Genomic DNA, 14,510 nt, shown 5'->3' with positions numbered 1-14,510 from the left:
GTTAGCACAAGGTTTACGGACTGTCCGCAGATGCCCCCCTCGGTGTCCGCCAATACCCTGCCCCAACGTACGCCAAACGCTTATTTCTAGCGTACCGGCGCTCCGAGCGACCGGTACCAGGTCCCAATCACAATAATAATGAGGACAGTCATGAGCCAGAACCGTGCAACATCCTTCTTGCCGCTCGCCCTTTTCATCGCAGGTTGCACCCTGACGTTGCCCGCCCTGGCCACCGAAGCCGGGGTCGACAACATCGGCACCGGCACCGACGGCTTCTTCATGCTGCCGCTGGAAGTCGACAGCCTTCCGCAGAACATGGTCGCGTTCAATCTCTACTACAACCATTACAAGTCGACAAAGCTCAACATCAGTTCGCTGGGCGGCAAGGTACCGAAGGTCGAAATCGAATCCACTGCGGTGATTCCGCGTCTCGATTATTTAAGCCCCGTGCGCGTGTTCGGCGGGCGTCTGGCCGGTTACATCGCCCAGCCGTGGTTGAAGCAGGAAGTCTCGGTGTTCGGCTTGAGCGACACCCGCGAAGGCATGGGCGATACCACCATCGCGCCGATCATTCTGTGGGACATGGGCAAAAACCTGACCCTCGGCGCCGCCGTGGAAATCACCGTGCCCACCGGCGAATACAGCGTCGATCGACTGGCCAACACCAGCAACAATTTCTACACCTACAAGCCGCTGTTCTCGTTCACCTGGTTGCCGACTGAACGCACCGAAGTCTCGATGAAGACCACCTACAGCTTCAATGATAAGAACAAGGACACTGACTACAAGTCCGGGCAGATCTTCCACTTCGATTATTCGGCCAGCTACAAGATCACCGACGACCTGATGCTCGGCGTCAACGGCTACTTCCTCAAGCAGACCACCGACGACAAACAGTTCGGCCACACCGTGCAGTTTGCCGGGCAGGACGTCGATGATGGTGTGCGCGGCAAGGTGTTCGCGATTGGCCCGGCGCTGCACTTTACCTTTCTCAAGTACGCCAGTGCGGAGATTCGCTGGGCCAAGGAATTTGACGTGGAGAACCGGCCGGAGGGGGAAATGTTGTGGGCGAAGGTGAGTATTCCCTATGCGTTCTGAGTGTATTTGTAGGAAACAACACCCGGTTTTGTAGCCTGAAAACCTGAAAAACGCATGGGTGGAATACGCCTACAGCGGCGGTCGAGATTACCGGACAACAGGGGGAAACGTCTGGCAGATTTAAAGGGTGCGCTTGCAGATACTGGGCTCCGTTATCCCATGGTTGCTCAAGGGTTCATGGGGTGCATCATCAGCCAGTGACGACAACGGGCCGTTCCCCCCTTAGACTGCTTGACATTGATCACGGAGGTCATATGAGCATATTGCTTTCCCCGTTTTATTCTGAGTTCGAATCCGAAGAAGAGGCAGAGAGCTACGATCGCTGGTTTCGTGCCAAGGTGCAGGCTGCACTGGATGATCCTCGCCCAGGCATTCCCCATGAGGAAGCCATGGTGCGGCTCGACCAACTATTAGAAGAGAAACGCAAGAATCGACACACTGCCGCTTGAATGGAGTGATCAAGCTCTGGACGATCTGGCTGACATTATCGATTACATTGAACAATACAATTCCAACGCTTCAGCGGCTCTGCAGCGCAAAGTGGGTGCAGCAACGCAAAGGCTTTCATCAATTCCCTATGGTTACAGATCCGGTCGAGTACCAGGCACTCGGGAAATGGTGGTCAATCCAAACTATCTACTGGTCTATCGAGTGAACGGGCGCATCAAAATCCTGACGTTAGTCCACACCCGACAACAATACCCACGAACCTCATAAATATAAAAAAAGGGCGACCAACCGGCCGCCCAAACGTACTACACGAGAGTCTTTTACAACGTCAGTTGCCCGCGCTCCTCCTCGGTCAACTGCTGTTTCGCCTGTTCATCCAGCGCCCCGGCGCCCAACACCTGCACCGGACTGTTCGGGTTGTAACCCGGGGCCGGTGCACGGCTAGCGCCATCGCGGGACGGTGCGAGCTGCTCGTTGCCGAAGCTCAACACCTGCACGGTAAACACCGACGCCTGATTCTGTCGCGAAGCCGCCTGCTGCTGACGCGCCACGTCTTCCGCCGCTTGGGTGGCCGACGATGCCGCCGAACTGGCCGAAGTAATCGCCCCGGTATTCACCGCCGACACCACCGGCACACCCGTCGCCTTGCCCTGCACCGAAATGTTCGCGGCGTTGACCACCGTCAGCGCGGCGATGTTGACGTTGCCCGACACGCGAATCCCCGCCTCGCCCGCATCGATGGTGCCCAGCGGCGCGATCAGGTCGATGTCGCCCGGCGCTACTTCGGCAATCGGGTTGAGCGTGGCGATACCGGCGCCGGTGCTCGGCACCGACGGCGACAGGGTCACGTTGCCCCAAGTGTCGTACACGCGTTTCGGCGGGGTGTAGACCACCGTGGTTTTCGAGCCACGACCGGCGTTGATATCGCCCTCGGCGGACCAGCCGAGAATCGAGCCGCCGAAGGTGGTCATGATCCGGCTCTGGCCGAGCAAAATGCTGCCCTGCGAATAGAGCTGAATATTGCCCGAACCCTGGGTGATGATCCCCGCTGTCGATGGCGGCGCCGCGCCTTCGATGCCGAACACCTGACCGCCGCCCGGCGTGAGCATCTGGATGTCGCCGCCGAACAGGGTCTTGACCCCTGCCCCGCCGTACAGAGTGATGTCGCCGTCGTAACGGATCGGATTGCCCGCCACATCAGTGGTCGGGAACAACGCAGCGATGGCGTTGCGACCGCGCAGATAACTGCCAGTACGCGGGCCATCGACATCGTTGTATTCCAGGCCACCGGCACGCAGTTCGGCGAAGTACACCTGGCGGGCGAAGATCGCCTGCTCGGCACTCGGCAGTGCGGCGTAGAACGCTTGCGCCTGCTCCGCGTTGCCGCTGAAGCCATAGCCGAGGGTCAGCCAGCTCTGCAGTTCGTCCAGGTACGTCTTGACCACTTTGCCCGGTTGGCCGTTGAGGGAAGCGTTCGGATCGGCCAGGTTCTGCGCGTTAAGGTAACGCGCAATGAATCGCGTGTAGTCCGGCCCCTGCACTCCTGCGCCGGCCTGCAACACGATGCTTGCCCCCGATCGGCTGTCTCCCGCCGTGATCGGTCCGAGGCTGGTAATAGCGGCCTGATTCTCCATCAGGATGTTGCGCCCGGCATTGACATCCAAAAGGCCCGGGCCGGCGATATCGAAGCTGCTGTAGAGAATGTCGCGCCCGGCAGATACGCGCGAGACATCCCGCGGGTCGTTGTGAATGAACAGGTTGCCGGTCGAACTGACGTTTTGTCGGGTTCCGCCCAATTCCTCATTCGGCGCGATTGTCGGCTGCCCCAGGAAAGTACCGGACGCGACGATATCGCGACCGGCCATCATCCACACCGGCCCCGCCGCCTCATACCAGGTACGAGCGGACGGGGAAAAACTCAGCGTTTCGCCGCTGCGTAAACCGACCAGATCACCAGTCAAGGCATAGAAACGCGCCGGGCCCTGTACATCGCTTAACCCCGAGAAGGTGTCGGCGCCAAAGGCAAACAGCGGATAACGCAGGTTTCCCTTCGGGATCACACCATCGGGGCTGTAGTTGCTGACCAACGGCACGTTCGCGCTGGCTCCGTATCCCGAGAAGGCAGGCGCAAAGGGGGTCGCAATGGCTGCCGGGCTCGCGCCGGACTGATTGATCGCATAACCGCCGGCGTAGATGGAGTCACCGGCCAGCAACGACAGTTGCCCGTTTGTCGAAGGCGCCAGCAATAACGAGTACCCCACCGCCGGAAACAGATTGCTTGATGCACCGAAAGCGGCCGACGGTCCCGCATAGATGGAACCCTGGCCTGCAACGGCCCGAAGAATCGAGGGGTATACAAAGCGACCATCAGTCGGCGAGCTGTTCATTCCACTTACGGTTTGAGACGACGTCGTGATGACTTCAGCCATCTGTGTGCTCGGTGTGAGATTGCCTCCGGCGGAAAACAGATCGATGGCCGTGTGCCCGGTCCACAACGAGAAGCCGCTCAGTCCACCACCCGCATGGACCTCGCCATTGTCAGTGGTGAACGGCGTGGAGTTCTGCAGCCTGACCCGACCCGGATCCGCCGCGCCCCCTATCACCAGGTCGCCGCGTGTGCTGATGCGCATCCCCGAATCACCCGGTATCAAGACCACGCCACCGCCGGCCGCTCCGGTGCTGGCACTGAACAAATCGTAGGCTCTGGTTTCCCGGGCGTCCTGCTGGAATTGCTCGACGCCATATTGCAGGTTGATCGCACCCGCAGCAGCGCCGGTCAGCTGTGCCGCACCCCGTAGATTGATCAGGGCGCCTTGAAGGTCGTGTCGCGGCGGTGTCGTGCCGTTCTGCCCCGACCTCGCCTGCAATGACGGATTGAGCATGCCGCCAAGACGAATGTCCATGTCGCCACCGCCGGTCAACTGCAGGCTACCGTCAGCGCCAACGCGGCCGGTGCTGCCCACTGCCACGATCAGTCCCTGACTGCGGGGGTTAAGCAACTGATCGCCTATGGCCCTGAGCATGCCTGCATCCGCGCCAGCGCGCAGGCTGATATTGCCGCCGCCCAACGTGCCGAAGCCGGTGAACCCGACCAGGTACGACCCGGTGTCGGTGCTCTGGTCCGGCAAGGGCTGCGTGGCGTAGCTGCCGAAGTTGATCCACCAGGCCGTAGGAAGATCCGCCTTTGCGTCGCCCTGACGCCAGAGCCAGTTGCCCACAGCAACGCTGGGGACCTGTTCACGCAGTGGCGCGTTCATTGCGTAGCTGCGCCGCCCGAGCGTGTCCCCCGACACCGAACCACCGGCACCGATCGTCAGGTTGCCGCCCATCTGCGGATACCACGCCTGATACAGGCTTTCTGAACCGCCATTGACCCATTTTTCGTAAGCGCTGCCGGCGCTGCCCAGTACCGATCCATCGTCAGACAGGCGGCCGCGGGCCTGGTTGAAACGTGAATCGACATCGCTGGACTGAGTGCCCGCCGTATAAACGCCGAACGGTGAGTCCATGCGCAGATTGCCCGCAGCCATCAAATCCAGATCGCCAGTACCGGTGCGCAGCACGCTGAACATCTGCGAGTGGGGATTGGCGGTTATCCCGCCCTTGTTGGCCAGGCAGTTCCCCGGATCGATGTCGCACCAGAACAGATCGTCGTCACTGACCGGGGTTCCGGCGGGTATGCCCATCATGTTGCCATCCGCCCACAGGAACTTGGCCGGTGGGAGACAGACCCCGGGAATCAGATCGCACCAGAAACTGTCCTCATCGCTGACGACGCTGCCCGCCGGATACCCCAACGGGTTATCCGCCGACCAGGTGCTGTCGAGCTTTTTCTCGGTGACGATAATCCCGAGGTGAGTGTCTGCCAGCCGTAAGTCACCGCCACTGGTGACGGGTTTCACCACACGACTGTCAGCGGCTTCCAGGTCGGCACCTGCAACTATCCGCATCGACCACGATGCGCTGCCCGACGGCAACATGCTCGCGATCGCCCAGTTCGCGCCCTGGCGTGTACCGTTCAATGAACGAAGTTCGATAAAGGGTGTGTCGGCAGCCAGCACCACATCGGTCATGGACGGAATCAGGGAGCCGCGCAGCAGCGCCAGCGACCCACTCAACTTCGCCCCCACCGCACGCTGTTGGTCATCCAGAACACTGGGCAGCGGCACGCCTTTTGGCCAGAGCATGGCCTGCATCCCGGTAGCCTGAGCGAGTCGGGTCCCGGCGCCCAGGCGGCTGCCGGCCGGCAATATCACACTGTCATTGAGCAGCGTTCCGGCGCCATACAGCAGGTTACCGGAGGCATCGTGTACGGCTGCGCTCAACACGGTGCCGGCCGGCAACGTGTAGGGGCCGGCGAGCACGCCCTCGGTGGGCAACAGCGTACCGCTGGCGAGGACGGCGGCCTGGATCGGCAAGTCATAGTTCAGCTTGACGCCCGCTGGGAACAACGTGCCCTCGGCCAGCGTCACGCCCGCCCCCGGCACAATCAGATCGCCGCCAAACGGCTGGACGCCCGGCAGCAGTTTCCATCCCGCATCGTCCACGGTTTCCGGTGGCGGCGCGAAGCCATCGTTGATGCTGCCGTAGATGTCCAGGTCACCCCCGGCTCGAATCACCAGGCTCCCCGCCTCGCCAGAACCGTAGAGCGAAGTTTTGCCGGTGTTCGGGTTGAGACTGGCGTAGCGATAGCCGGACAAGTCCAGATCGCCCTGCACCACCATATCGCCGTCGGCGGTTTTACTCGCAATCTCTACACCTGGTCGCAAATGGAAGGCATCGGCATACCCCGCATTGTTCAACCCTGCCAGTTTGCGCTGCAACAGATCAGCGTTGCCCAAGGCTGCGTTGATGAACAGGTCGTTGTCACCGTGGATGCGGTTCAGGTAAGCCTGGTCGATGATTTGATAAGGCCGACCGCTGGCCGCCGGATCTACCCCGTCGGCGGCATCGGTATAGCGGCGCACGGCATTGAGCCCGATGGACCGCGCACCCTGGATGATCAACGCGCCACGGGCATCGATGGCGATGTCATCGGCGCCCAGTCGCGGTGCGTTCAGTTCCAGTGTGCCGCGCAGGCGACCGTCATTCTGACCCGCCAGGGTGCCGACTGCCGCGTCCGTGCCATGGCGCAGGTCTATCCGTGCACCGGGAGCGAGGGTCAGCAGGCCGTCGCCGGAGCTGAGCTCGACCATGGCCCGGTTGGGCGCGTCGATAATCTTGCCGTAACTGTCGACCCGCAGTACCCGACCGTGAGCATCCAGTACCGCGCCGCCCGCCACATTCAGGCCATGGGCGGCCGACAGGCGAATATTGCCGACACGTTCGCCGCTGGCATCGACCAGGCCGTTCACCGTCAGGCTGCCGTTGTCCACCGATACCGAGACCTCGCCCGCCTTGAGGCCATCGCCGATCACCAGGTCGCCCTGTTTGAACTGGAAGCTGCGACTGCCGAAGACTTGCCCGGCGTTCAAGCGTTGGTTGAGCGCAGCAAACTGTTCATTCAGCGCTCCACCCAGGTGTTGCGCGCGTATGTCCACGCCAGCGGATTTGTAGGGTACCCACGTGCCGCCGGCATCGTAATGCCCTGTACTGCTGCCACGGATTTCGCCTTGCAGATCGACCTCGCCCGCGGTGTCTGACAGTGCCACGACACTCAGATTGCCGGCCTGATTGTTCTGCGCTGACAGATCGATGCGCGAGCCGGCCGCCTGACGAATATTGCCGTCGCGGCTGTACAACGCCACGTCGCCGCCCCAGCTGTACTGATTGATATCGTTGAATGGCAGGGTGCGGCCCGCCAAGTCTAGGGTAGCCCCGCTCGTCAGGGTCAGATCGCCCTCGGCCTTGACCTGCAATTTGCCGCTGGCCAGCGCAATCCGGCCGTCGAGCACCACATTACGCCCCTCCAGCGTCAGTTCGGCACCCAGTGCATCGGCGGGCGCCACCCCGGTCGGCCCGCTCAATACCAGACTGCCGCCGGCCTTGAGCGCATTCACCGAGCCGCCCTCCCCGGTCAGCAGAGGTGTGCGCAGGTTCAGGTTGCCGCCGCTGTAGAGATAACCCTTGATCGGGTCGTAAGCCCCCTGCGTTTCATAAACCGCGAGGCTGCCCTTGTGGTTGGCGGTAATGCGGTCACTGGCGTTGAGGTTGACGTTGGCAAAGCCCAGCGCAAGACGAGCGTTCTGATCCAGGCCGTTGGGTTGGGAATAAGGGCCGTAGCCAAAATCGATGCGCTGAGCCTCGATGTTCAGCGTGCCGTGCCCGGTGCCCGCACCGCCGCTGGCCACGGCCCCGGGCGCCTGAGTGGTGCCGTTCCAGATCAGGTTGGCCGTGCGGATGGTCGCCACGTCGCTCGTATCCCCCAGGCCGTAGATGGCCGGGGTCGTGATCATCAGATTCTGCAACCTGCTGCGCCCGGTCTGAGGATCCAGAGTGTCCAGCGCGACGCTGCCGTAGAAGTTGAACGCGTCGCGAGTGGTCAGGCTGAGCGTTTCCAGGGCTGGCGCAGCAAACTGAGTATCGCCGCGCAGCAACCGGTCCAGCACGCCCTGATTCAACGTCAGGCCGGCAGGCAGGCGACCGACCGCCGCCAGTGTTTCAGTGGTACCGATGTTGACCGCACCCACAGCCAATGCCAAGTGACGGGTGCCGAAACGCACCGCTTCGGCCAGTTCGAACTGATTGTTGGTGGCCGCCGTAATGCTGCCATTCGAATAAAGCATCGCCGGATTGGCGCATGCCTGGCGATCGCAGGTACCGATGCGGATGCTGCCAGACGCAGTGCTGACGTTGACCTCTGGCGCCAGCACATTCGTCCAGCCGTTGGACACCACCAGCAGACTCGCGGCGCCGGGCTGATAGACGAAACCGCTCGAGGAGTCGTACGGCACCTCGCCGCGTCCCAGAGAGTTGACGCCGGCACCGGCCTCGACCGTGATGGCACCGTCCCCACTGTTGGTCCAGAGCAGCACTTCGGGTGCTGAAAGCAGCGCACCTTCACGCAAGGTGATGTTGTAGGTACTGCCCGTGAAACTGACGATGTTACCGGCCGTGCCGTAATTCACCGTCGGGGTCGCACCGATCGCCAGACGAGAAGCGCCCAGCCGGTTGAGCGTATCGGCATTCAGCGAGACGCCGGCAAAGCCTTTCGTGGCTGACTGCCCGGTGGCGAGAATCTCAAAGCTGTCGCCACTGCCGCCACGAATCACCGCCGTCCCGGCCACGCCTCCCTTGGCGGCTGCGAAGGCGATCCGGCCGTTGAAGTCCAGTGCGGTATCCTGCTTGCCCCCCGCGATGACAAACAGGTTAAGCGCTTTAGCGTCCATGGGCGCCAGCGCACGCGGAACACCCCGGCGCGCCGCATCGCTGACGATGAACTGCTCCAGAGTGGTTTCGTTGTATTGCGAGTAACGCCGCAACACATCCGCCGATGTCACGATGACCTGGCTGGCGAGGTTGTCCCGCACACCGGTATTGGCAATCGACATCCGCGCACTGCTTGTCCACGAGCCGTTGCGCATTGCAACCGCGCCGTTGGTGGCGCCCGGGGCGGCCTGGCCGTTCACTTCCACCCGGAACGCGCCCGGCAGCAACGTGAAGGTGGAAGGCAACAATGTATAAGTGCCTGCCGCCAACCCTGGCACGCCGCTGCCCAGGGTGATCTGCTGACCGATGCGCGGATCGACCGCTCCCGCTTCCCCCAGTATCGGTGCGTATGCACTCTGATCGCCCGGGACAATGGCGTACACCGGGTTGCTGGCCAGCCCCGGCAGACTGAACGTTCCATCGCTGGCATTACGCACCAGTGGACTGAACCGCGCATCGGTGGAGCCACCGCGACCGGAGACAAACCCGGCACCGCGCAAATCTCCGCCGCCCGACAGGTCGATCAACGCGCCGGACTGCACATCCACGTACTGCGAGCGCAGGCTCACCCCGGCGCTGTCGCCACTGATGCCTTTCAATATGATCGGCGCGCCGTTGTAAAGGTATTCGATACCGTCGGTGGTGCCGCCATAAGGCATCACCAGACCGGCCGCACTGACCGACGTCGTACTCCCGGGCAGCAGGCGCAGTTCCTGGGTTTTGGTCAGCAGATCACCCAGACTGATGACGCCCAGAGGCGCACGCAGAACACCGCCCTGATCGATCCGGCTGGCGCTCATCGCCAGCGTGCCAAACACCGAGTACGGCAGCGCTGTCGGCGCCGGACCCTGGCCAGTGATGCGCAATGTCCGATGGGTATCGGCGAGAGAACTCTGACTCTGATAGCCGACCCGGACTTCGGCCGAGACCCCGCTCGCAGGGTAGATCTGCGCGGCGCGCAGATTCAGGTCCCCCGGTGTCCACAACTCTGACTTCACCTGGCCACTGGTGGGCGCAAGAAACCGCACGTCCCCGGTGCTGGTCAGCGATACCTGGTCAAAGCCGCGACGGCTGACTTCAACCGGGGCGTCGTTGTTCTGCAAGATCGACCCTTGCGCGCCGAACGACAGGCTGTTGGCAATATCCAGTACGTTGGCATTGACGTTGAACTGCGCCGGCGAAACTTGCGCAGTCGGACTGTTCAGGACCCGGGGACGAATGGTGCCCACCACACCGTAATAAGTCCCCACACCGGACAGCCGCACCGAAGGCGCTGATAGATTGACCCGCGTCGAGTCGCTGGAAGTCTGCGCCAGGGACAAGGCCCCAGCATAGAGATTCAGACTCTGATTCATGTGCAGGTCGACGTCGCCGTCAAATGACAAGAGGCCGTTGCTGAACACGCTCAGATTGTCGAATCCGCCCGACATCAACGTATCGGTGCTCAGGCGGGCATGCCCGTAACGAAGAGTGTTCGCGGCGTCACCGGGCTTGAGGTCCACGGGCAACACTGCATCGCCCGGTCCGTGACCAATGACGATTTCCCGAGCTCGCAGAACCTCGGCACCCGCCTTCTGCGTAGCGTACAGCGGGGTCTCCAGAGCTACCTCCAGCCGTCCGCCGGCAGCACCGCTGCCACCTGAAGCGGCGCGCAATTGACCATTGATCCACAGGCCGTTATACGAACTCAGGCTGATACGTCCGCCATCCGAGGCAACGCGGGTCGGACCCTGCCCGGAGATGTCCAGCACGGCCTGCGTCCCGGAGGCATCCAGACGTGCACCTTCGCGCACAATCAGAAATGCATCGGCCGCCGTCGCCGTCGCACGCTTGGGATCGATTTCGCCGCCGATGATAATGCTGCCGCCCTTGTCGACCTGACCGTAGACCCGACCCGACGCATCGACCGCCGTGTGGGCACGCCCCGCGACGTCCAGCAGCGCCTGCTCGCCGATCCAGATCGAGCGGTTGTGCGCCTTGCTGTCGGCTTGTTGCTGTGAAGTGGCAACGTCGATCGAGCCGAACTGTTGCTGACGTATATCCAGGGTTCCGCCCCAGGCCTGCAGTTCGCCTTCCAGGGTGATCTGCCCGGTCCCGCGCAGATTGATCCGTTGTCCGGGATCGACCGTGATGCGCGATCCGCGTCCCAGCGTCAGGGTGCTGGCGGTGTCGAACCGGTCGAGTTCACTCGAGCCGGCTTGCAGCGCCAGACTCGCACCGGCGCGCTGACTGAGTACGCCCTTGAGCGGGTCTTCCTGATACAGCGTGGGTGTCCACCGCTCCATCGCCTGGCTCGGGTCGACCCCGCTGACCGGATTCAGCGTTGTGTCGGCAAAACGGTAGACCGGCATCGTCACATCGATTTGTGTGCCCGCCGTCACCTCTAGACCGTTCAGACCGGTAACCCGGTAGGCAGAGAAACCGTTGTCGAACAACTCGGGCGTCAGCTGCAAGGCATGTTCGGGCAGCGTGTCTGCGGACGCACCGATCCGCACCCGATTGGCCTGAATAGCGAGCGTACCGCCGCCCGTCACGCCATGACCGAGAATGTCGCCGGCCATCGTCAGATGCGAATCGCCCAGCGCAGAAATCGCGCTGGACTCAAGACTCACGTCGCCACCCTTGCCGCCCCGGGTCTTGCCATTGGCCAGAATCGCACCACCGGACGACACATCGATCAAGCTGCCCGTCGCCACATCGATATCGCCACTGCTGCGGATCGAGACCCGGCCTCCGTTCAGGTATCCGAGACTTGCCACATCGTCCGGATCGGTACGCAGATTGCTCCAGAGACCACGGGTGTCGAGGCGTACATCCCTGGCGATTGTCACCTGCACCGGTTCACCCGCCGGTGCAGCAATCAGCATGTCGTCAAGGGTGCTGCTGCGCAGCTGGTTCAGCACGTTGCCCAGATTCAGACTGCCGCCGCGCGCCGTCAGATCGGCCGCAACACGGACATCCGGTGCGTACAGCGTGATGTCACCCCCGGTGTCTACCTTGAGCGCGTCGTTGACTTCAATCCGCTCAAGCGCCGAAATCTTCAGTGCGCCGAGATCAAAGCCATTGAGCTGGCCGGCGTCGAGAAACAACTTGCCCTGACGGTCTTGCGCGACGGCGCCGTTCAGATCCCCGGTGAATTCCTCGTCCCGCCGTTCGCCGCCGATCAGAACCTGATCCAGCAGCGGATTGAGGGTGTAGCGCAATCCGCCGGACGCCGCCTGATAGCTCGGCAGATAACTGCCGACAATCAACTGCGCGCGCCGTGCCAGCGCAGTCTGGCTCTGCTCATAACCGTCGATGACCGCACGCGGCGCCTGAGTCTGTCGTTCACCCTGGAAAACCTCACCCAGCAGTTGCCCGTCCAGCACCGCGTTTCCAGTGCTGACCACCAGTTGCCCGGCATCGCGACCCACGGTGTAACCCGACTCTGTACGACTGGACGGTGCAATCAGCGGGTTGTAGAACGTGCGGGTCTGGCCCCACCGCTCACTGTGATCCTCGTAGCCCTTGTACAAACCGTTGTAGAGCTGATCCCCCGGCGCACGCGAGACTTCATAAAGACGACCGTCTGCACCGCGCAGCCAGCTCTGTCGAATCTCGCCGCTTTGCACATCGAGGGTGCCGCCGGACAGGTTGATCAGTGATCCTTTACGCGTGACCACGTCGTTGCCGGCAAAACTCACTGTGCCGCCCTGCGCCATCCACTCGCCGATGCCATGCCCCTGGGTGCCCAGATAACCGCCGACTTCCAGCAGGCCACCCGCGGTGTACCAACGGTCCGTCGCATAGCCATTGGTGCCGGCCGGCACGTAGACCAGTTCACGCACATCGACCCAGACATCGTTACTATTGAGCGCGCCGTTCTCGCGATTGACCGACGCATCGCGCTGCTCGTTGCCCTGCACGTTGATCTTGATGTTGTTCGATTCCATCGCCACCTTGACGCCGACAGCGCCGGCAACGTCGATCACCGCGCCTTCGCCAACCAGGCTGCGACGCTGCGCGGTGACAGCGACCTGCCCCCCGGTGGCCAGGGTGATCGAACCGTTCTGGAATTCGACACTGCCGCCGCTCTGGAGATCGATACGCGACTGATCGCCGCGAATCCTGTTATTGAGGTTGACCCCGCTCAGGGCCGCCTGATGCTGACTGTCCAGCGCCGTCAGGTCGCTGCTGTCGAGCATGACCGCCGTGACACTGCCGGGCGCCAGGGTGACGCTGCCGCTCGTGTCACTCGCCGGATTGAGCAGGTGAATGGTCCCGCGAGTGGCGACCGAGGTGCTGCTCAGCAACACGCCGCCCTGCTCCACTTCATGCCCGGTCAGGGTGATGTCACCCGTGGCAGCCTGAATCAACCCGCTGTTGCTGACCCGGCCGCCACTCTCGCCAGCCTTGAAGCCGGGCGTGACTTCGTTGCCAAAGGTTGTCGAAAACGTGTTGCCTTCTGTGCCTGAGCCTTTGCGGATGTAAAAACGATCACCGGCACCCAGCACGGTCTGGCCTTTGGCGGTGTTGAGGGTGCCGTCATTGACAACGTCTTTGCCGAGCAACAGCGTATAGCCACCGGCGTCGGTCGAGACGACGGGCTTGTGGGTTTCAATCAGCGCACCGCGCTCCACCAGCACCTTGCCGGCGGCATCGCTGAACGTCGGCTGGCTGCCGTTGCTGTCGAAATACAGACCACGATCCCGGAACTGGATGTCGGTGATATTGGCGGCGGCGGCCACCAGGTTGCGCACATTGACCTGGCTGCTGCCGCTGAACACGATGCCGTTGCGGTTGATCAGCATCACCGTGCCGTCGCCCTTGATCTGGCCCTGGATCTGACTGGCGCGTGCGTTCGGATCGTTGACACGGTTGAGCACGGCCCAATTCGACTGCTGAGCAAATTCGACTGTGGTATTTCGCCCGACGTTGAAGGTCTCCCAGTTGAGAATGGCCTTGTCGGCCGTCTGCTCGATCTTCACGTTGGTCTTGCCATCGGCTTGCGTCTGCTGCGGGCCTTTGGCGTTCAGCCAACCCTGAGTCAGGCTGTTGTCGACCTTGAGGCCGCCCTCGCCCAGCCCGTCCGGAACGGTCTGCAGACTGCCCAAGGCCACCGCGCGCCCGGCAGCCTGAGCCGCCTGCTGTGCGGCAATGGCCGCCACGGTGTTGTTGAGGGTCTGCAACGAGCGTTGCAGTTGCTGGTTGGCTTTTTGCTGCTGCGCCAAGGGTGGCGTCATCCCCGGCAAACCAGCCGCACCGGGCCGGGCGGCCGCGGCTTGTTGCGCAGCGCCCTTGGCCGCGAACCAGCCAGAGCTGAACGCGGTCGCCGCCTCGGCACTGCCGGCTACCAGACACAATGCCACCGCGTGCGCCAGGGGCTTGAGCAACCACAGCGCCGGATCGGCAACGTCACGCCTGAAAGTCTGGCCGGGGATATTGCGACGGGATGGGCGAGCGAGCATCACTACGAGATCCTTTTTGATTGCCACACGAAGCTGCAGGCCAGCAAAAACCTGCTGTTACGACATAGGCTGTTGGCGAGGGCCACGACCGAACGGATGTCACACAAACTTCATGATTGAGGTGTAAATCGGCCAAAAAAAATGGCA

General features: G+C 62.4%; 4 protein-coding genes. 3 read left to right on the top strand and 1 reads right to left on the bottom strand.

The features are described 5' to 3' along the window. The first annotated feature begins 150 nt into the window (after positions 1 to 150). The 3 genes from LOY43_RS12250 (at position 151) to LOY43_RS12240 (ending at position 1,815) form a co-directional block, all read left to right on the top strand. Positions 151 to 1,098, top strand: a complete 948-nt coding sequence (locus tag LOY43_RS12250; RefSeq protein WP_258709728.1) for a transporter — start codon at positions 151 to 153, stop codon at positions 1,096 to 1,098. Positions 1,099 to 1,352: 254 nt separating this feature from the next. Further along, positions 1,353 to 1,547 (top strand): stability determinant, encoded by a 195-nt coding sequence (locus LOY43_RS12245; RefSeq protein ID WP_258709727.1) that lies wholly within the window; start codon positions 1,353 to 1,355, stop codon positions 1,545 to 1,547. Continuing rightward, on the top strand, positions 1,528 to 1,815 hold the full coding sequence (locus LOY43_RS12240; RefSeq protein WP_309475329.1) for a type II toxin-antitoxin system RelE/ParE family toxin: 288 nt from the start codon (positions 1,528 to 1,530) through the stop codon (positions 1,813 to 1,815). The genes LOY43_RS12245 and LOY43_RS12240 overlap by 20 nt, the downstream gene beginning before the upstream one ends. Positions 1,816 to 1,868: 53 nt before the next feature. On the opposite strand, the gene LOY43_RS12235 is transcribed toward LOY43_RS12240, so the two are convergent. Beyond that, a complete protein-coding gene (locus LOY43_RS12235) occupies positions 1,869 to 14,363 on the bottom strand; it encodes a filamentous haemagglutinin family protein (protein WP_258709726.1) in 12,495 nt (4,164 codons plus the stop codon). Positions 14,364 to 14,510: the final 147 nt, after the last annotated feature.

Origin of the sequence: Pseudomonas sp. B21-041 (assembly GCF_024748675.1) — a bacterium.
Taxonomy (GTDB): domain Bacteria; phylum Pseudomonadota; class Gammaproteobacteria; order Pseudomonadales; family Pseudomonadaceae; genus Aquipseudomonas; species Aquipseudomonas neuropathica.
Note: the sequence above shows the minus strand (reverse complement) of the source record. Positions and strands in the feature narration are given on the sequence as shown.